17 protein-coding genes are annotated in these 20220 nt (G+C 71.1%); 4 read left to right on the forward strand and 13 right to left on the reverse strand.

Annotated features, from left to right (window positions below; genetic code table 11):
• Positions 1-54: 54 nt before the first annotated feature.
• The gene (locus WFI00_RS07665; protein ID WP_336631969.1) at positions 55-1215 is read left to right on the forward strand and encodes an epoxide hydrolase family protein; all 1161 of its coding nucleotides are present in this window, start codon (positions 55-57) and stop codon (positions 1213-1215) included.
• Positions 1216-1403: 188 nt separating this feature from the next.
• Here WFI00_RS07665 and WFI00_RS07670 read toward each other — a convergent pair whose 3' ends face one another.
• Entirely contained in the window at positions 1404-2621 is a 1218-nt protein-coding gene (locus tag WFI00_RS07670; protein ID WP_336631968.1) for an ATP-binding protein, read from the reverse strand.
• A 243-nt stretch (positions 2622-2864) separates the two neighbouring features.
• Between WFI00_RS07670 and WFI00_RS07675 the strand changes: the two genes are divergently transcribed.
• Complete coding sequence (locus WFI00_RS07675) at positions 2865-3278, forward strand: ArsR/SmtB family transcription factor (RefSeq protein WP_336631967.1); 414 nt, start codon at positions 2865-2867, stop codon at positions 3276-3278.
• A 1-nt stretch (position 3279) separates the two neighbouring features.
• Complete coding sequence (locus WFI00_RS07680; RefSeq protein ID WP_336631966.1) at positions 3280-4245, forward strand: SRPBCC family protein; 966 nt, start codon at positions 3280-3282, stop codon at positions 4243-4245.
• A 10-nt stretch (positions 4246-4255) separates the two neighbouring features.
• Here the strand turns inward: WFI00_RS07680 and WFI00_RS07685 are convergent, their stop codons facing one another.
• The 11 genes from WFI00_RS07685 to WFI00_RS07735 all read right to left on the reverse strand — a co-directional run bounded on the left by WFI00_RS07685 (position 4256) and on the right by WFI00_RS07735 (position 16221).
• Positions 4256-4669, reverse strand: coding sequence for an ester cyclase (locus WFI00_RS07685; RefSeq protein ID WP_336631965.1), 414 nt, complete (start codon positions 4667-4669; stop codon positions 4256-4258).
• 25 nt (positions 4670-4694) lie between these two features.
• Positions 4695-5381, reverse strand: a complete 687-nt coding sequence (locus WFI00_RS07690) for a response regulator (protein ID WP_336631964.1) — start codon at positions 5379-5381, stop codon at positions 4695-4697.
• Complete coding sequence (locus tag WFI00_RS07695) at positions 5378-7897, reverse strand: DUF4118 domain-containing protein (protein ID WP_336631963.1); 2520 nt, start codon at positions 7895-7897, stop codon at positions 5378-5380. Before WFI00_RS07695 ends, WFI00_RS07690 begins: the two co-directional genes overlap by 4 nt.
• A 61-nt stretch (positions 7898-7958) precedes the next feature.
• Positions 7959-8567, reverse strand: a complete 609-nt coding sequence (kdpC, locus tag WFI00_RS07700) for a K(+)-transporting ATPase subunit C (protein ID WP_336631962.1) — start codon at positions 8565-8567, stop codon at positions 7959-7961.
• Positions 8568-8592: 25 nt separating this feature from the next.
• A complete protein-coding gene (kdpB, locus tag WFI00_RS07705) occupies positions 8593-10791 on the reverse strand; it encodes a potassium-transporting ATPase subunit KdpB (protein WP_336631961.1) in 2199 nt (732 codons plus the stop codon).
• 1 nt (position 10792) lies between these two features.
• On the reverse strand, positions 10793-12475 hold the full coding sequence (gene kdpA, locus WFI00_RS07710) for a potassium-transporting ATPase subunit KdpA (RefSeq protein WP_336631960.1): 1683 nt from the start codon (positions 12473-12475) through the stop codon (positions 10793-10795).
• Positions 12475-12564: a K(+)-transporting ATPase subunit F gene (gene kdpF, locus WFI00_RS07715; protein ID WP_336631959.1), complete on the reverse strand. Its 90-nt coding sequence runs from the start codon at positions 12562-12564 to the stop codon at positions 12475-12477. The genes kdpA and kdpF overlap by 1 nt, the downstream gene beginning before the upstream one ends.
• Positions 12561-12728: a hypothetical protein gene (locus WFI00_RS07720; protein ID WP_336631958.1), complete on the reverse strand. Its 168-nt coding sequence runs from the start codon at positions 12726-12728 to the stop codon at positions 12561-12563. The genes kdpF and WFI00_RS07720 overlap by 4 nt, the downstream gene beginning before the upstream one ends.
• 218 nt (positions 12729-12946) lie before the next feature.
• Positions 12947-14338 (reverse strand): NAD(P)/FAD-dependent oxidoreductase, encoded by a 1392-nt coding sequence (locus WFI00_RS07725; RefSeq protein WP_336631957.1) that lies wholly within the window; start codon positions 14336-14338, stop codon positions 12947-12949.
• Positions 14335-14796 carry a Fe-S cluster assembly sulfur transfer protein SufU gene (gene sufU, locus WFI00_RS07730; RefSeq protein ID WP_336631956.1) on the reverse strand — a complete coding sequence of 154 codons (462 nt, stop codon included), beginning with the start codon at positions 14794-14796 and terminating at the stop codon, positions 14335-14337. Before sufU ends, WFI00_RS07725 begins: the two co-directional genes overlap by 4 nt.
• Positions 14797-14916: 120 nt before the next feature.
• Positions 14917-16221, reverse strand: coding sequence for a SufS family cysteine desulfurase (locus WFI00_RS07735; protein ID WP_336631955.1), 1305 nt, complete (start codon positions 16219-16221; stop codon positions 14917-14919).
• A 463-nt stretch (positions 16222-16684) separates the two neighbouring features.
• On the opposite strand from WFI00_RS07735, the gene WFI00_RS07740 reads away from it, so the two are divergent.
• The gene (locus WFI00_RS07740) at positions 16685-17635 is read left to right on the forward strand and encodes a hypothetical protein (RefSeq protein ID WP_336631954.1); all 951 of its coding nucleotides are present in this window, start codon (positions 16685-16687) and stop codon (positions 17633-17635) included.
• 503 nt (positions 17636-18138) lie between these two features.
• Here the strand turns inward: WFI00_RS07740 and WFI00_RS07745 are convergent.
• Positions 18139-20190: an APC family permease gene (locus WFI00_RS07745; protein WP_336631953.1), complete on the reverse strand. Its 2052-nt coding sequence runs from the start codon at positions 20188-20190 to the stop codon at positions 18139-18141.
• Between the last annotated feature and the right edge of the window lie 30 nt (positions 20191-20220).

Genomic DNA, 20220 nt, shown 5'->3' on the forward strand with positions numbered 1-20220 from the left:
ATCCGTACCCTAGCGTGAGCAATCGGAACGTATCATTCCGAAAGGGGCGAGTTCATGACAGACTTCACCGTCCACGACTATCGGCTGTACCTCGCACCGGAGGACATCCGCGATCTCCAGTCACGAATCGACCGCACCCGCTGGCCGGTGCAACTGCCGGGCGCGGAGGACTGGTCCGCAGGGACCCCGGTGGCCGCGGCGCAGACGTGGGCGGCCGCCCTGCGCGACATCGACTGGGGAGCGTTCCAGGAGGAGTTCAACGCGGTACCTCAGTTCGTCGCGACGATCGACGGCACGACCGTCCACTTCCTCCACGTCCGTTCCGAGCGCCCGGACGCGATTCCGCTTCTCGCTCTGCACGGGTGGCCCGGGACGCCCGTCGAGTACCTCGACCTCGTCGCGCCCCTGACCGACCCCGGGTCCCCGGCGGAGCCGGCTTTCCACGTGGTCGTGCCGTCGCACCCGGGCGTCGGCCTGTCGGGGCCGACTCCCGATGCGGGGTGGGGCGTCGATCGCACGGCACGCGCGTACGCGACACTCATGGCCGGCCTCGGATACGACCGTTACCTCGTGCAGGGCGGCGACCACGGAGCCGTCCTCGCGCCGCACGTCGGGCGCGTCGACCGGGACCACGTGATCGGCGTGCACGTGAACGCCGCGACGATCGGCTTCATGCCGATGGAGCCGGTGAGCGAGGCGGATGCCGAGGATCTCACCGACACTGAACGCGCCCGCCTGGCCTCGATCGGGCGGTTCATGTCGGAGGGGAACGGCTACAACGTCATCCAGGCCACGCGCCCGCAGACCATCGGGTACGGCCTCGAGGACTCACCGGTCGCCCTGCTCACGTGGATGCTCGACAAGATCCACGAATGGACGCATTCGCCGGACATCTTCGAGGACCCGCGCTACCGGGATCGCCACCTGGCCGACGTCCTGATCTACTGGCTGACGCGCACGGCCACGTCGACCGCGAACAATGTCTATGCGGAGTACGGGGCGCTGTTCTCCGATCCGGCGGCGTTCGAGAACTCCGGCGTCCCCACCGCGGTGATCGCGTTCGCCGAGGACATCTCGATCCGCCGCTTCAGCGAGCAGTCCCACACGATCGTGCGATGGACCGACTCCGATGTGGGCGGACACTTCGCGGCCCTGGAGCAACCGGCGGAGCTCCTCGCCGACCTACGGGCCTTCGCCCAGTCGATCGTCTCCTGAGTGCGACCCCGCGCCCGGCCGTCGCCCCGCTCTCGACAACACCTGTCGGGAACGCGATGAGATGACACTGGATGTACGGCCTGCAGGCGTTTCAGGCGAATCCTGGCGGACTTTTGTCGTGACACTTTTCCGACGCGGGTGACGGTCGTCGACGAAACGAGCGTGACGCAGGGGCCGCGCGCACGTGATCAGATCTTGGGGCGGCGGCGCTGGACTGGGGGTACCTCGAGTTTGGGAACCGCGCGGAGCATGAACTTGTCGAAGTCGGGCACCGTAAACGCTGCATATCCATGCTCGGGCGTGTAGAGCAATCCCATTTCGATGAGTTCCGCGCGAGTTGGACCGAGCTGGGTCGAATCGCGTTCAAGCAATCGAGCCACATCCGAGGCTTTTTGGGGCTCGGGGCCCAGTTCGGCCATCGCGCGCATGTACGCGGTTTGAAGAGGTGTAGCGCGATCGAGACGAACTCGAAAGAAGGAGCTGTCGAGCTTGGCTTCATAAGCTTCCTGCGCAAGGGCTACATCTTCACGAGTGATCCGGTTGTTCCGGGCGATGATCCACACCTGGTACCCCAGCTCTTGGATGAAGTAGGGGTATCCGCGAGTGATGTCGACGGCGAGATCGACAGCGTCCCTGTCATAGACGGCGCCTTCCGCGGCGGCCGGCTCGGTGAGTGCGCTGCGTGCGTCAGTGTCATCCAGTGAATCGATCCGCGGGAACTTGAAGAGTCTCTCGGCGTAGGACTTCGCATCGCCCGCAAGCTCGGCGATCTGCGGCAGCCCGGCGCCGACGAACGTGACCGGGAGCTTGCGTTGCACGGTCTTGTGGATGGATTGAATGAGCGCTTTGAGTTGAGTTGCGGCGAGGAACTGGACTTCGTCGATGAGTATCGCGACGCCCTTGCCCTCTTCGGCCGCAGCTTCCCCGATAGCGGTGAGGACATCGGTGAGGTCCATGCCCAGGTCACCGTGATCGCCCAGTCCCTCAGCCGGAGGAACATCCCATGACATCGACCATGTCCCCTGCTGGTCGACGGATACCGCGAACGCGCTCAGTACCTCGGCTGCCCTACGACCCCGCGCTGTCCAACGCGCACGGGGAGAGAGCCGCAAGAGTGCCGCCTTCAGCTGCGAAAAAAGAGCCTGTCGGAACTTCGTATCGTCGTGTTTGCTGGCCTCGAACTCGACGACCTCCCATCCGGCGCCGCGCGCGATCTCTTCGAACCTGTTCAGTAGGACGGTCTTACCGACGCCGCGGAGTCCCGTGATGATCATCGATTGTTCCGATCGCCCGCGCTGGAGCCGGCGGAGAAGAACCTCGAACGACGCGGTCTGATCGTCGCGTCCGATCAGTGCCTCGGGTGAGGCTCCCGCGTTCGGTGTGTATGGGTTGTCGAGGTTGTCCATGGTCTGATCTTAACCGTATTAGGTTGCTTTATTAAATCTAAATAAATCAGAGTAAGACTACAAAAGTAGGTGATCCCCGGCGATCGGCGACGGCGGGAGGGGTCCAGGCGCAGTCCTGGCGCGACATGCGATGGACATCCAGTCCCGATCGGAGGCAGGGCAACGGCGGCAGTAGCGCAGCGGCTGCTGAAGGACCGCACCTGCTCTTGACACGCCGCACCCGCCGGCCTAACGTACAACCAAATGGTTGTACAAACTGAGTTGAGCGACGATGAGACCGATCGCGTGTTCCAGGCGCTGGCGGCGGCGACGCGGCGCGACATCCTGCGCCGGACGATCGCGTCCGAGCAGTCGGTGTCGCAGTTGGCCGCCGCCTACGAGATCTCCTTCGCCGCCGTCCAGAAGCACGTCGCCGTCCTCGAGGCCGCGCAGCTCATCGTCAAGCGAGCCGAGGGGCGGGAACGCCTCGTGCGCGCCGACCCCCGCATGATCGCGCGGGCCCGCGCCCTCCTCGCCCGCTACGAGGACCTCTGGCGCTCGCGTGTCGACCGCCTCGACGCGCTGTTCTCCGAGCCCTCGACCTCGCCCCGCATCCACCCGAGCATCCACCCCGCGACCGACGCCGCACCGCCCGCGACCCGCACCGAAGGAGCCTGACATGCCCGTCACCGACATCACGACCGACCCCGAAGCACTCACCCTGACCATCGCCGCGGAGTTCGACGCTCCGCTCGAGAGGGTCTGGGCGACCTTCACCGATCCGCGTCAGCTCGAGCGCTTCTGGGGCCCTCCGGGCTGGCCCGCCACCTTCACGCAGTTCGACTTCGCCCCCGGCGGCCTAGCGCAGTACGCGATGACGGGCCCGCGCGGCGAGAGCTCGCGGGGCCGGTGGGAGTTCGTCCGCATCGACGAGCCCGACTCGTTCGAGGTGCTCGACGGGTTCGCCGACGAGAACGGCGACCTGGTCGCGGGGATGCCCGCGATGCGCATGGTCTTCTCGTTCACCGCGGACGGGGATCGCACGCGATTCGACGGGGTCACCCACTTCGCGTCGCACGAGGCTCTCGAGCAGTCCGTCGGGATGGGCATGGTGCAGGGCATCCGCCTGGCGATGGGTCAGCTCGACATCGTGCTGCAGGACCTCCGCGCCTACGCGGAGGGGAAGGGCACGCGGACGGAGATCCTGGGCGACCAGCATGTGCGCATCACCCGCCTCATCGACGGGCCTCGCGAGCTCGTGTGGCGCGCCCACCACGAACCGGAGCTGCTGAAGACGTGGCTGCTCGGTCCCGACGGGTGGCAGCTGGTCGAGTGCGAGGTCGGCGAGACGTATCGCTACGTCTGGCAGCAGGGCGACGACGAGGCGACCCGCTTCGGGTTCGAGGGCGAGACGCTGCTCAGCGAGCCCGTCCACCGCTCCGTGACGACCGAGAAGATGATCGGCACGGACGGACCCTCCACCCTCAACGATCTGCAGCTGTACGAGGAGGACGGCGTCACTCTGCTGACGCTCGTGATCGAGTATCCGGATGCCGAGACGCGCGACATGATCCTCGCGACCGGGATGACCGACGGCATGGAGGCCTCGTACGCGCGGCTGGAGCAGGCGATCCGCGCGTCCTGACCCGCCCGGGTCAGGACGGCGGGCGCACCGGCGCGCGCGACGACAGCTGTTCGATCAGTTCGCCGTCGCCCGTGCCGGCGAACTCGACGATCCGGCCGCGTGCGACGCGGTAGAAGCCGAACTCCGCGACGTTGACATGCCGCCGCGTGGCACGGATGCCGCGGAACGCACCCGTGTGGGTGCCCGACCCGCGCAGGTGCGCCGCGACGCGATCGTCCTCCACGATCAGCCGGATGCGGTGCACCTGCCAGTCGGGGAACGAGTGGAGGAGCTCGACGACGTCGGCCATCCAGGCGTCCGCTCCGCCGGGGAGGTGCGCGCGCCGCACGTCCGGATCGACGAACGACCGGATGCCGTCGAGATCGTGGCGATTGCACGCGTCGACGAACTCGCCGAACCACTCGCGCAGTTCCCACGGTTCCATCCGACCATTATCGGGCGGTGCCGCCTCAGGCGGGGTCGACGACGAGGCGGTAGCCCATGCCCTGCTCCGTGAGCAGGTGGCGGGGGTGGGCGGGGTCGCCTTCGAGCTTCTTGCGCAGCTGCGACATGTACAGGCGGAGGTACCCCGAGTCGGCGACCTGGTCGGTGCCCCAGATCTCGCGCAGCAGCGTCTGCCGCGTCACCAGCGCCCCGGGGTTGCGGGCGAGGAACTCCAGCATCCGCCACTCCGTCGGCGTGAGGTGCACGGGGGTGCCTCCTCGCGTCGCCTGCGTCGCGGCGAGGTCGACCTCGACGTCGCCGAAGCGCACGAGGGGGGCATCGGAGGCCGTGCGTGCTCCGGCGCGGCGCGCGAGCGCCCGCAGCCGGGCGAGCAGCTCGTCGATCTGGAACGGCTTGGCGACGTAGTCGTCGGCGCCCGCGTCGAGGGCATCCACCTTGTCGGCCGATCCCGTCCGACCGGAGACCACGATGATCGGCGCATCCGTCCACCCGCGCAGCGCATGGATCACCTGCACGCCGTCGAGCTTGGGCATGCCGAGGTCGAGCAGGATCAGGTCGGGGCGGCTCTGACCGGCGAGGGCCACGGCCGCGGCGCCGTCCGGCGCGGCGATCACGTCGTACCCGTGCGCGGCCAGGGTGATCCGCAGGGCGCGCACGAGCTGGGGATCGTCGTCGGCGATCAGGACCTTCATGGATTCTCCGTCCGTGCGCCGACGATCGGCAGCGTGACCACCATCGTCAGCCCGCCGCCGGGGGTGTCCTCGGGGCGCAGACTGCCGCCCATGCCCTCGGTGAACCCCTTCGACAGCGCGAGCCCGAGTCCGAGGCCGGTCGTGTTGTCGGTGTCGCCGAGCCGGTGGAACGGCGCGAAGAGGTCGTCCTGACGCTCGGTCGGAACGCCCGGTCCGTGGTCGACGATGCGCAGCTCGACGACGTCACCGAAGGTGCTGGATGCGGCGCGCACGCGGGACCCGGCGCCCTCGGAGGGCGCGTGCCGACGTGCGTTCGCGAGCAGGTTCACGACCACCCGCTGCAGCAGCACGGCGTCGGCGCGCACCTCGGGGAGCTCGGGGTCGAGGGCGAGATCGAGCAGCTCGGGGCCGAGGTCCAGCTCGGCCGCGGCGGCGAGCACGACGTCGGAGAGGTCGACGGGCCCGACCGACACGGCCAGGGCGCCCGCCTCGATGCGGCTCACGTCGAGCAGGTCGGTCATGAGTGCCGCCAGCGCGGTGAGGCTCTCGTCGGCCGTCGCCAGCAGTTCGGCCCGGTCAGCCGACGACAGGGCGTCGCCGGCGCTGCGCGCGCCGCCCACCGCCGCCATCGCGGCCGCAAGGGGACGGCGGACGTCGTGGCTCACGGCCGACAGCAGCGCGCTGCGCACCCGATCGGTCTCGGCGAGGATGCCCGCGGCCCGGGCCGCCCGTTCGAGCTCGCCCTGTTCCGCCGCGGCCCCCAGCTGGGCGACGATGACCTCCAGCAGGCGGCGGTCTCCGGCGGAGATCCCCGCGCCGTGCAGCTCGAGGGTGAGAGGGGCGCCGGGGGGCGCGGGCACGGGCATCCGCTGTACCTGCGCCTCGGGAAGGGGTTCGCCGTCGCTCGCGATCGTCTCGCCCTGCGCGTCGACGAGCCGGACGCCGGCGAGGGCGAACGCCTCGCGCGTGCGACTGACGAGGGCGGCCACGGCGCTCTCGCCGCGCAGGACGTTGCCCGACACCGTCGCGAGCAGCTCGGATTCCGCCGCTGCCCGACGGGCGACCCGGGTGCGGCGGGCGGCCTGGTCGACGATCCAGCTCACGAGGATCGCGATCACGACGTAGAGGACGAGCGACAGGCCGTGCAGGGGATCGTCGATCGTGATCGTGTACCGCGGGTCGATGAACAGGAAGTCGAGGGTGAACCCCGACAGCACGGCGGCGAACAGGGCGGGCCAGATGCCGCCCACGAGGGCCACGATCACGACGAGCAGCTGATACGCGAGCACGTCCGAGGTGATGGTTTCGTCGTTCGAGGTCGCGAACAGCAGCCAGGACAGGAGCGGCCCGCCGGCGAGGGCGACGACGAATCCGAGGATGCGCCGACGCACGCTCAGCGCTCCGCCGGTGAGCCGCGGCAGGTGGCGGCCACCGCCGGCGGCGGCGTGCGTGACGATGTGGACGTCGATGTCGCCGGACTCGCGGATGACCGTCGCTCCGATGCCCGGGCCCGAGAGCGCCGCCCCGAGCCGGCTGCGCCGACTCGCGCCGAGGACGAGCTGGGTCGCGTTGACGGAACGGGCGAACTCCACCAGGGTGCGCGGGACGTCGTCGCCGACGACCTGGTGATAGCTGCCGCCGAGCGCCTCGACGAGCGCGCGCTGGGCGACGAGGGCACCGGGCGTCGCGCTGCGCAGGCCGTCGTTGCTCGTGACGTGGGCCGCGAGAAGCTCGCCCCCCGAGGCGCGGGCGGCGATCCGGGCACCCCGGCGCAGCAGCGTCTCGCCCTCGGGGCCGCCGGTGAGGGCGACGACGACGCGTTCGCGGGCCTGCCAGACATCCGTGATCCCGTGCTCGTCGCGATAGGTCTGCAGGGCGCTGTCGACCTCGTCGGCGAGCCACAGCAGTGCGAGCTCACGGAGCGCGGTCAGGTTCCCCAGCCGGAAGTAGTTCGACAGCGCCGCGTCGATCCGCTCGGCGGGGTACACGTGACCGGCGGCGAGGCGATCGCGCAGGGAGGCGGGGGCGAGATCGACGACCTCGATCTGTTCGGCGCCGCGCACCACGGCATCCGGCACCGTCTCGCGCTGCACGACGCCGGTGATCTGCGCGACCGCCTGTCCGAGCGATTCGATGTGCTGCACGTTGACGGTCGTGATGACGTCGATGCCGGCGTCGCGCAGCTCCTCGACGTCCTGCCAGCGCTTCTCGTGCCGTCCGCCGGGAGCGTTGGTGTGGGCGAGTTCGTCGACGAGGACGAGGTCGGGTCGACGCGCGAGGACCGCATCGACGTCGAGTTCGGCCAGGTCGACACCGCGGTGCGGTGCGCGCCGCAGCGCCACGGACGGCAGCCCCACGGCCTGGGCGGCGGTGGCGGCGCGGCCGTGCGTCTCGACGATCCCGATCACGACGTCGCGCCCTTCGAGGAGCAGCCGGCGGCCCTCCTCGAGCATCTCGTACGTCTTGCCGACGCCCGGGGCGGCACCCAGCAGCACCCGGAGCCTGCCGCGTCTCATGCGTTCACCCTAGTTCCGCGGATTCGGACGTCGGCGTGCGCTCGCTCCCGCGTCGGCCCCGTCACCGCCCGGAGTCCAGGGCCAGGTTCAGCGCCACCACGTTCACCCGCGGCTCGCCGAGGAAGCCGAGGTCGCGCCCCGTCGTGTGGGCGGCGACGAGGCGCTCGACCTCGGCGACCGGCAGCGCCCGCGCCGCGGCGACCCGAGGCGCCTGCAGCAGCGCGTAGGCGACCGAGATGTCGGGGTCGAGACCGGACCCCGAGGCGGTGACGGCGTCGGCGGGGACGGCGGCCTCGGGGACGCCCTCGCGAGCGGCGATCCCGGCGCGCCGCGCGGCGATCGCGGCGACGAGATCGGGGTTCGTGGGGCCGAGGTTCGATCCGGACGACGCGGCGCCGTCGTAGCCGGAGCCCGCCGCCGAGGGGCGGCTCTGGAAGTACTGCGGGAGTGCCGCGCCGTCGGCGTCGGTGAAGGACTGGCCGACCAGGGCCGAGCCGACGATCGACCCGCGGGTGTCGGCGACGAGCGATCCGTTCGCCTGCGCGGGCAGGACGAGCTGTCCGATCGCCGTGACGAGGGCGGTGTAGCCGACGCCGAGCACGAGGGTCGCGACGAGCGTCGCGCGGATGCCGACGCCGGTCGCGCGCAGCAGGGGGCGGGTGCGGGACATGGGGGATCTCCTCCGGAGGGCGGGCTCAGAAGCCCGGGATGAGGCTGACGACGAGGTCGATGAGCTTGATGCCGACGAACGGCGCGACGACTCCGCCGACGCCGTAGACGAGCAGGTTGCGGCCCAGGATCTGCGAGGCGCTCGCCGGCCGGTACCGCACGCCCCGGAGGGCGAGCGGGATGAGGATCACGATGATGATCGCGTTGAAGACGATCGCGCTCGTCACCGCGGATGCGGGGGAGTGCAGCTGCATGACGTTGAGCGCCGCGAGCCCCGGGAAGACGCCGAGGAACATCGCCGGGATGATCGCGAAGTACTTGGCGATGTCGTTCGCGAGCGAGAACGTCGTCAGCGCGCCGCGCGTGATGAGCAGCTGCTTGCCGATGCGCACGATGTCGATGAGCTTCGTCGGGTCGGAGTCGAGGTCGACCATGTTGCCGGCCTCCTTCGCCGCCGACGTGCCCGTGTTCATCGCGACGCCGACGTCCGCCTGCGCGAGCGCGGGCGCGTCGTTCGTCCCGTCGCCGGTCATGGCGACGAGCGCGCCGCCCGCCTGTTCGCGCTGGATGAGGGCGAGCTTGTCCTCCGGGGTCGCCTCTGCCAGGACGTCGTCGACCCCCGCCTCCGCTGCGATGGCCCGGGCGGTGAGCGGATTGTCGCCCGTGATCATGACGGTGCGGATGCCCATGGCGCGCAGCTCCGCGAATCGCTCGGGCAGCCCCTCTTTGACGACGTCCTTCAGGTGCACGACGCCGAGCGGAGCTCCTCCGAATCGCGCGTCGAGCACGGCGACCACCAGCGGGGTCCCGCCGGACTGGGCGATGGCATCGGTGATCCGGAGCAGTTCTGCGCGCTGCTCCGGCGGCGGCTCGTGCCCCTCGGCGTCGAGCCAGGCGAGGACGGCGCTGCTCGCGCCTTTGCGGATCCGTGCGCCGCTCGGCAGGTCGAGCCCGCTCATGCGGGTCTGCGCCGTGAACGGCACCGCGGTGGCGTCCAGCGACGCATCGACGTGCACTCCCGCGGCGGCGGCGAGCTCGACGATCGAGACGCCCTCCGGGGTCGGGTCGGACAGCGACGACAGGGCGGCGGTGCGGGCGAGCTCCCTCTCGTCGATGCCCGCGAGGGGCCGGAAGGCGCTCGCGCGACGGTTCCCGTACGTGATCGTGCCGGTCTTGTCGAGGAGGAGCGTCGTCACGTCACCCGCGGCCTCGACCGCACGCCCCGACATCGCCAGCACGTTCCGCTGCACCAGGCGGTCCATGCCCGCGATGCCGATGGCCGACAGCAGGGCGCCGATCGTCGTCGGGATGAGGCAGACCAGCAGCGCCACGAGCACAGGGATGCTGACGGGACTCGCGACGGCGGCGGCGATCGGGTTCAGCGTCAGCACCACGACGACGAAGACGATCGACAGGCTCGCGAGCAGGATGTTCAGCGCGATCTCGTTGGGGGTGCGCTGACGGCTCGCGCCCTCGACGAGCGCGATCATCCGATCGACGAAGGTCTCGCCCGGGCGCGACGTGATCCGCACCACGATCCGGTCGCTCAGCACCCGTGTGCCACCGGTGACGGCGCTGCGGTCGCCGCCCGACTCGCGTACGACGGGCGCGGACTCGCCCGTGATGGCCGATTCGTCGACGGTCGCGATGCCGGCGACGATGTCGCCGTCGCCGGGGATCAGCTCACCCGCCGAGACGACCACGACATCGCCGAGGGTGAGCTCGGACGACGCGACGTCGTCGGTGCCGGAGGTGGATGCCTCGGCATCCGTCTCGGCGTCGTAGCCGCGCACCCGGTGCGCGAGGGTCGACGTGCGGGTCTGGCGCAGCGCCTGGGCCTGCGCCCGCCCGCGCCCCTCGGCGACCGACTCGGCGAGGTTGGCGAACAGGACCGTGAGCCACAGCCAGAGCGCGATGCCCCACGTGAAGCCCGCCGGCACGGGGGAACCGCCGGAGGGCTCGGGCCCGCCGAGGAACGGCTCGGCGATCGCGATCGCCGTCGTGAGGGCGGCGCCCACCCAGACGAGGAACATGACGGGGTTCCGCCACAGCTGTGCCGGGTTCAGCCGCCGCACCGCGCCGGGGAGGGCCTCGGCGAGCTGGGCGATGCCGAAGGCGCGGCGGGCCGTCGACGGAGCATCCGTACGGGTGCCCTTCGCGCGCGCTGCAGAGCCGGCGGAGGGCGCGACGGGCGTCGGTGCGTGGGTGTGATCGGTGATGTTCATGTCAGACGAGACCTTCCGCCAGGGGACCCAGCGTGAGAACGGGGAAGTAGGTGAGGGCGGTGATGACGACCGCGACGACGGCGAGGAGGCCGACGAACTGCGGGCGATGGGTGGGCAGCGTCCCCGCGCCGGCGGGCACGGCCTGCTGACGCGCGAACGATCCGGCCAGCGCCAGGACGAGCACGATCGGCACGAACCGGCCGAGCAGCATCGCGACGCCGAGCGCGGTGGTGAACCAGGGCGTGTTCGCCGTCAGCCCGCCGAACGCGGAGCCGTTGTTGTTGGCGGCTGAGGTGAAGGCGTACAGCACCTCGGTCATCCCGTGGACACCCGGGTTGAGGATCGACGTCGCCTCGACGTCGGCGCGGATCGCCGGGATCGCGAAGCTCAGCGCCGTACCGGCGAGCACGAGCGTCGGCGTCACCAGGATGTACAGGCTCGCGAGCTTGATCTCGGTCGGCCCGATCTTCTTGCCGAGGTACTCCGGCGTCCGCCCGACGAGCAGGCCCCCGACGAACACGGCGATGACGGCCAGCACGAGCATGCCGTAGAGACCCGACCCGACGCCTCCCGGCGCGACCTCGCCGAGCATCATGTTCAGCAGCGGGATCATGCCGCCGAGCGGCGTGAACGAGTCGTGCATCGAGTTGACCGCGCCGGTCGAGGTGAGGGTCGTCACGGCCGCGTACAGCGCCGAGCCGGCCACGCCGAAGCGCTGCTCCTTGCCCTCCATCGCCGCACCGGCGAGCTGGGGCGCGGCGCCCTGTCCGGCGGCCTCGAGCCAGGTGACGGCCGTGATCGAGACGATCGCGAGCGTCGACATGACGGCGAGGATCGCGTAGCCCTGACGGTCGTCGCCGACCATCCGCCCGAAGGTGCGCGGCAGCGCCACGGGGATGACCAGGATCAGCAGCAGCTGGAACAGGTCGGTCCACGGCGTCGGGTTCTCGAACGGATGCGCCGAGTTCGCGTTGAAGAAGCCGCCGCCGTTCGTGCCGAGCAGCTTGATGGACTCCTGCGACGCGACGGGTCCGCCCGGGATCGTCTGGGTGGCGCCGGTGAGCGTCGTCACCTGCGCGAACCCCGAGAGGTTCTGGATCACCCCGCCGGCGATGAGCACGACGGCTCCGACGATCGCGAGCGGCAGCAGGATGCGTCCGACGGCGCGGGCCGCGTCGACCCAGAAATTGCCGATCGTCGTCGCGCCCCGGCGCGAGAGGCCGCGCACGAGCGCGATCGCCACCGCGATGCCGACGGCCGCCGACACGAAGTTCTGCACCGCCAGACCCGTCGCCTGCACGAGGTATCCCATGGTGGCCTCGGGCGAGTACGACTGCCAGTCCGTGTTGGCGACGAAGGACGCCGCCGTGTTGAACGCCAGGCCCTCCGGCACCGCCGGCAGGCCCAGGGACGCGGGCAGCACCGCCTGCAGTCGCTGCAGCGCGTACACGAACAGCAGGCCGACGAGCGAGAACGCGAGGACCCCGCGCAGGTACGCCTGCCAGGTCTGCTCGGCGCGGGGTTCGACCCCGATGAGGCGATAGAGGCCACGCTCGACGGAGGAGTCCTTCGTGCTCGTGAAGACGCGGTGCATCAGATCGCCCACGGGGCGGTAGAGCAGGGCGAGGAGGAGGATCAGGGCGGCGATCTGCAGCGCGGCGAGCCATGCGGCCGAGGCATCCATCAGAATCGCTCCGGCTTCACGAGGGCGACGACGAGGTAGACGACCGCGGCGACCGCGAGGACGGCGGCGATCGCGGAGAAGACGATCACCGGCGGCCCTCCGCCGTGTGCACCTGTCGTGCCGGGTCGAGGCGCGCGCCGTCGCCACGGCCGGGGGCGTCCTCGCGCGGGACGAGGCTCTCCACCCCCCGGGCGACCAGGCCGACGAGCGCGAACACCGCGACCGCCGTGAGGACGTAGATCACATCGAGCAACGGGGACTCCAGACGCTGACCGCACCCGCGAGGGGGACGGATGCCCGCGATGGGCACGGCATCCGATACAACTCCGCCGGATGCCCGCGCGGCGGCATCCTCACGGTTTCCCTACGGCCCGCCCGTCGGTCCCTACGGCTTCCTCACGGACGCATCGACGACACGACCCCCGCTCGCGAGGCGAACGGGGGTCGGAGTCGGGGATGCGGGTCGCGGTGTCAGCCGGCGTCCTCCGCGACCGCGGCGTCGACCGCGGCCCGCTGCTCGGGGGAGAGCCGCCGACGCTCGGCCCGGGAGGGCCGGATCGCGGGGACGTCGCCGACGATCGGCACGGGCGCGCGGTGGAGGCGCACGCCGTACCGGACGACCAGGCCCATCATGACCGTCATCTTGTTGCGCGGTCCGAGCAGGCTCGTGATGTGCACGAACAGCCAGGTCGCCCACGCCATGCGCCCCGTGAGCGGGATGAGCCGGCGCAGCAGCGGGATGCGCCCGAGGACCGTGAGCCGGTGCAGCACCGGGAGCTGCGAGATCCCGGGCACCTCGCCGATCGCGGCGCGGCGCCCGATGATCGCGAGCTGGCCCTTGTCCCAGTACTCGAAGCGTTCGGTCGGCAGGCCCGAGAGGAGGCGCTGGATCTGGCGCGCCACGTGCTGACCGCCCTGGATCGCCGGCTGCGCGAGCTGCGGGAGGTCCTGGGGGGCGATGGCGACGTCCCCCGCGGCGAACACTCCGGGCATCCCCTCGACCTGCAGGTCCTCGCCGACGCGGATGCGGTCGCCCTTGTCGAGGGGCAGGCACCACTCGCGCACCTCCTCGTGGGGCGCGACGCCCGTCGCCCAGATCGTGAGGTCGGACGGCAGGACGGTCCCGTCCGAGAGGCGCACCGCGTCGGGGCAGACCTCGTCGACGCCCGCGCCCAGACGCAGATCGACGTCGCGCCGGCGCAGCTGGTCGGCGGCGTAGGCGCGCAGCTTCGGGAGGAACGGCTTGAGGATCTCGCTGCGCTGCACGAGGGTGATGCGGAACGCATCGCCGTGGAGCTCGGGGTATGCGGGCTCGAGGCCCTGGTCGCGGAGCTCGGCGAGGGCTCCGGCCATCTCGACACCCGTCGGGCCGCCGCCGATGACGACGACCGACAGGCCGCGCGTGCGCTCCGCGTCGGCGGCGGCGCGCTCGAGGCGGGTGAAGAGGGTGTCACGGATCGCGATGGCCTGCGAGCGCGAGTAGACCGCGAACGAGTTCTCCTTCGCGCCGGGCGTACCGTGGTAGGCCGTCGTCACGCCGTTGGCGATGAGGAGGTAGTCGTAGGAGAGCTCCTGCCCGTCGAGCAGGCGGACCGTCCGGGCATCCGGCTCGATCTCCATGAGGTGCTCGTGCACGACCTCGAGGTTCTTCTGCCCGATCCGCAGGCTGCGGAGGAAGTGCGTCACGTCGCCCGGGTTCAGCCCGCCCGTCGCGACCTGGTAGAGCAGCGGCTGGAAGGTGTTGTAGACGCGGCGGTCGACGAGGGTCACCCGTACGGGCGCCTTCCGCAGGGCGCGCGCCGCGCCGATGCCGGCGAAGCCGCCGCCGATGATGACGACGTGGGGCACGTTCGCGGCGCTCATGCCTTGGCGATCGCATCCTCGAGCGCGACCCAGGCGAGCATCGCGCACTTGACGCGTGCGGAGAACTTCGAGACCCCCGACAGGGCGGCCGCGTCTCCGTAGACCTCCTCGCCGAGCTCGAGCTGACCGCGCGAGCGGAGCGCCTCGCGGAACCCCTCGATGAGCGCCACCGTCTCGGCGCGGGTGAGGCCCTCGTCGGCGACCAGGTCGGCGAGCATGGAGGCGGAGGCCTGCGAGATCGAACAGCCGCGGCCCTCCCACGTGACGTCGGCGACGCGCTCGCCGTCGACGAGGGCGCGCAGGGTGATCTCGTCGCCGCAGACCGGGTTCTTCTGGTATGAGGTGCCGTATGTGCCCGACGAGGCCGGGGCGTCGCCCTCGTCGGTCAGCCCGAAGTGCTGCGGATGCTTGGAGTGGTCGAGGATCAGTTCGCGGTAGAGGGCGTCGAGGTCGCTCATGGTCGTGATCGCCTTTTCTTCGAGATGGCGGGCGTCTGTGTCGGGGTGGAGCGGGTCAGGGGGTTCCGCGGGTCGGGCGTCGGGTAGGTCGGGGTCGGGTCGGCATCCTCCCGCCCTCCGTCAGAGACCGAAGTACGGGCGGATGCCGCTCACGGCATCCAGGAACGTGTCGACGTCGGCAACGGTGTTGTACAGCGCGGCCGACGCCCGCACGGATGCCGTCACACCGTACCGGGTGTGCAGGGGCGCCGCACAGTGGTGACCCACCCGGACCGCGACACCACGGGCGTCGAGGAACTGGCCGGCGTCGTGGGCGTGGACGCCCTCGACGTCGAACGACCACAGCCCGACCCGCTCGACGCCCTGGGCGTCGCCCAGCAGCCTGATGCCCGGGATCTCCACGAGCCCGTCCCGCATCCGTTCGGCCAGCATGCCCTCGTGGGCATGGATGCGGTCGAGACCGATGCCGTCGAGGTAGCGGACGGCGGCGGCGAGGCCGATGGCGGGTCCGATGGGCTGCGTGCCCGCCTCGAAGCGCTGCGGCGGAGGCAGGTACTCGGCGCCGTCGAGCGTGACCGTCGTGATCATCGACCCACCGGTGAGGAACGGCGGCATCGCCTCGAGCACCTCGGCGCGGCCGTAGAGGCCGCCGACGCCGTAGGGCCCGAGCATCTTGTGGCCGCTGAAGACCGCGAGGTCGACGCCGAGCGAGGGGAGGTCGAGCGGAAGGTGCGGGGCGGACTGGCAGGCGTCCATGACCGTCAGCGCGCCGACCCGCCGGGCGAGGGCGATGAGCTCGGCGACCGGGTTCACGATGCCGAGCACGTTGGAGACGTGCGTGAACGCGACGATCCGGGTGCGCTCGCCGATGATCTGAGCGGCCGCGTCGAGATCGAGCGTGCCGTCGTCGTTCGCCGGGATGAAGCGGAGCACGGCTCCGGTGCGTGCCGCGAGCTCCTGCCACGGGATCAGGTTCGCGTGGTGCTCGATCGCGGTCGTGACGATCTCGTCGCCGGGCCGCAGGGCGAGGGCGGCGGATGCCGGTGCCCCGCGCCCGACCGAGGCGTTGCCGATCGAGTAGGCGACGAGGTTGAGGCCCATGGTCGCGCCGCTCGTCCAGACGAGCTGCTCGGCGGGGGCTCCGACGAACCCGGCGACGGTGGCCCGGGCATCCTCGAACAGTTCCGTCGCCTCGGCGGCGAGCGTGTGGGCGCCGCGGTGGACGGCGGCGTTCGCGTGCTCGAGGAAGTCGCGTTCCGCGTCGAGCACGGCACGGGGGCGCTGGCTCGTCGCGGCGGAGTCGAGGTAGACGAGCGGATGCCCGTTCACCTGCTCGGCGAGGATCGGGAAGTCCGCCCGCAGCGCTGCCGCATCGATCGGGTCTGCGGACGCGACGGCGGGGGTGGACGCGGGCGCGAAAGTCACCCTCCTAGGCTACGCCCCGCCTCCCCGCCCGGCTCCGTCCCCCGGTGGGGCCCCGGGTTCCGCTCGCGCCGGGCGGGGCGGTCCGCCCGCCGGGGCGGGTGCGACTCGCGCGGGTGCCGCTCGGAATCGGTGCCGAGTGTCCACGACGCGCCGCGGCGGAGGTCGTCCGCACCGCGCGTCGTGGACACTCGCGTCGGCGGGGCGGGGCGGGGCGGGGCGTGGCGGGGCGGGGCGTGGCGGGGCGTGGCGGGGCGGGGCGTGATGCGGCGGGGCGAGGTGCGGGCGTCACGCCCCTGGCTCGTTCCGCGGGTCTCGGGCCCCGTAGCCAGCCGAGTGTCCAGGACACGCTGCGGAGGAGGCGGTGCGCACCGCGTGTGGTGGACACTCGGCGGGGAAGTGGGCGGGGGGAGAGAGACGGGCGGGGGGGAGGGAGACGGGTGGGGAGGCGTGCGACCCTGGAAGGGTGAGTGACCTCGATGCATCCGCGGACGCCCTCCGCCGCGCGGCGGAAGACCGGATCCGACGCGCGCGGCTCGACGAGCAGCTCGCCGCCGTGGTGCGGCTCGGTGACGCCCGCCGAGACGAACTGGCCGAGCTGCAGGCGCGGCTTCGTGTCGAGCAGGCCGATGTCCGCCGCTTCGAGCGGATGTCTCCGTCGCGCATGTGGGCGATCGTGCGCGGGGATGCGGACGATCGCCTCGCACGGGAGCGCGCGGAGCGGGATGTCGCGGAGCGCGCGGTCGCGAACTCCGCGCATCGCCTCGAGGCGGCCCGCGACGAGGTGGCCCGCCTCGTGACGGATCGCGACGCGCTCGGCGATGTCGAATCGCACTACGCATTCACGCTCGCCGCGCACGAGCGCGTGGTGCGGACCCAGGGTGGCCCGGGCATCGAAGAGCTCGCCCGCATCGCGCGCGACATCGGCGAGGCATCCGACGCCCTCCGTGAGATCGACGAGGCCCTCGCCGCCCTCGGCGTGGCGACGGAGGCCCTGCGGGACGCGTTCGAGAAGCTCGAGAGCGCGGGCGGATGGTCGACCTACGACACCTTCTTCGGGGGCGGCTTCATCGCCGACGCGATGAAGCACCAGCGCATCGATCAGGCATCCGCTGCTTTCGAGCGCGTCAATCGCGCCCTCGAGAGGCTGTCGATCGAGCTCCGCGACGTGGACGCGGCGCCCGTTCGCGGCGTCGAGATGTCGTCGTCGCTCGCGGTGTTCGATGTCGTGTTCGACAACATCGTCAGCGACTGGATGGTCCGGGATCGGATCGCGCGTGCGCGCGAGGAATCCCTCGACCTGCGGGTGCGGCTCAGCGAGCTCGAGAAGAGTCTTGCGGAGCGGCGTCTCTCCGTCGCCGAGCATCTCGCCGGCCTCGCCGCCCGTCGCGAGGCTCTCCTCCTCCCGCCCTCCTGACCTCCCGCGCGCTCGCGCGCCCGGGTCTGCCGAGTGTCCACGACCCGCGGCTCGGGGGATGCCTGAGGCGGCGTGTTCTGGACACTCGGCGGCAGGTGGGGACGGCCGGAGGCGAGACGCCTCGCCTTGACGGGGGTGGGCCTGGTCCGCCAGGCCAACCGAGCCCGCCGGCTCGCTCGCCAGGCCCGACCCCGCGCGCGCCCGCCCGCCCGATGCCGAGTGTCCACGACGCGCGGCTCGAGGGGCGGCGGAGGCGGCGTGTGCTGGACGGAACCGCCCGGGGTGAGCCGAGTGCCCACGACTCGCGGCTCGAGGGGTGCCGGAGGCGGCGTGTGCTGGACACTCGGCGGCAGGAGACCCGCCGCGACGGAACCGGACGGAACCGCCCGGGGTGAGCCCGACCTGACCCGCCCGATGCCGAGTGTCCACGACGCGCGGCTCGAGGGGTACCGGAGACGGCGTGTCTTGGACACTCGGCCGCCGGAGACCCCGCCCGGGCCGGGTCAGGGCTGATCGTCGGTGTGGGCCACCAGGCCGTAGCTCGTGATGCGGCCCGCGCGATCGTCGCCGGGCAGGGGACGGGAGCGCCGTCCGTAGATGAGCTCCGTCGAGTCGAGCAGCCACGGCACGAGGGTGATCTGCACGCCGTGCACGAGCATGAGCTGCTGCGCGATGCGCCGGGCGCGGCGGTTGTGCAGCATGCTCTCCCACCAGTGGCCGACGATGTACTGCGGCAGGTACACCGTCACCACGGACGATCCGTGCTTCTTGCGGTACTGCTCGATGAACTGCGCGAGGGGCGCCGCATACTGCCGGTAGGGCGACTCGATGATCAGCAGCGGTACGGGCATCCGGTGGTACTCCCACTCGGACTGCACGTCGCGGGCGTCGTCCGCCGTGACGGCGATGTGCACGGCGAGCGTCTTGTCGTGCTTGGCGGCGAGGGCGTAGTCCAGCGCCTTGGCGACCGGCTTCTGCAGCTTGCCGACGAGGACGATCGCGACGTCGCCGGATGCCCCGAAGTGGACGTCGTCGTCCATCGTGATCTCGTGCTCGACGTCGCGGTAGTACCGGTGCACGCCCACCATGAGGAAGGACAGCACGGGGATCGCGAGGAAGACGAGCCACGCCCCGTGCGTGAACTTCGTGATGGTGACGATCACGAGCACCACGACCGTGAACGTCGCCCCGAGTGAGTTGATGAGCAGGCCCGAATAGGCGGCGCGCCGCTCGGCGGTCGCCTTGGGCGACAGGAGCTTGAGCTCGCGTCGCCAGTGCCGCACCATCCCGATCTGGCCGAGGGAGAACGACACGAACACGCCGATGATGTACAGCTGGATCAGGGTCGTGAGCTTCGCCTGGAACAGCACGAGCACGAGGACCGCGGCCAGCCCCAGGATGATCATGCCGTTCGAGTACACGAGCCGGTCGCCGCGCGTGTTCAGCGCCTTGGGGGCGTAGCCGTCGCGGGCGAGCACGGAGCCCAGCAGCGGGAATCCGTTGAAGGCGGTGTTCGCCGCGAGCAGCAGCACGGCGGCCGTCGCCGCCTGGATGACGAAGAAGAGGATGCTGCCGCTGCCGAAGGTCGCGGCGGCGACCTGAGCCATGAGGCTCGGCTGCACCGCGGCCTGGCAGTCGAACCCGATCAGGTGGCAGGGATTCTCGGCGTAGTGCACTCCGGCGATGAGGGCGAGCAGGGTGAGGCCCGCGAACATGATGATCGCGATCGACCCCATGAGGACGAGAGTCGTCTGGGCGTTGCGCACCTTGGGCTTGCGGAAGGCCGGCACACCGTTCGAGACCGCCTCCACTCCGGTGAGGGCGGAGCATCCGCTGGAGAACGCGCGCAGGATCAGGAGGATCACCGCCGCCTGGCTGAGGTCCTCGGCCTGCACCGCGAACTGCGCGCTCTCGGCGATCGGGGCGTCGCCGAGCATCCAGCGCACGAGACCCGTGACGATCATGAGCAGCACCGACCCGATGAACACGTAGGTCGGGATCGCGAACGCGGTGGAGGCCTCGCGCACGCCGCGGAGGTTCACGAGGATGATCGCGATCACGAACCCGACCGCGAGCTCGACGCGCCACGCGTCCAATCCCGGGAGGGCGGAGATGATGTTGTCGACGCCGGATGCCACCGACACGGCGACGGTCAGGATGTAGTCGACCAGCAGGGCGGCCGCCACGACGACGCCCGCCTTCTCGCCGAGGTTCGTGCGGGCGACCTCGTAGTCGCCGCCGCCCGACGGGTACGCCTTGATGAGCTGGCGGTAGCTCAGTACGACCACGACGAGCAGGGCCACGACCGCCGCCGCGACCCACGGGCTGAAGGCGAGGAAGGCCGTTCCGCCGATGAGCAGGATCATCAGGAGCTCCTGCGGCGCGTAGGCGACCGAGGACAGCGCATCGGAGGCGAAGATCGGCAGCGCCATCTTCTTCGGCAGCAGCTGTCCCTCGAGCTCCTCGCTCGTCAGCGGCTCCCCGATGAGGATGCGTTTGGCGATCGGGGTCTCATCCGCCGCCGGGTGATTGTCATCGGTCACGGCGGGCGACATTACGCCCTGGCGGGTCCGCGCGCAATCCGC

This window comes from Microbacterium sp. MMO-56 (genome assembly GCF_037146215.1).
Lineage (GTDB): Bacteria > Actinomycetota > Actinomycetes > Actinomycetales > Microbacteriaceae > Microbacterium.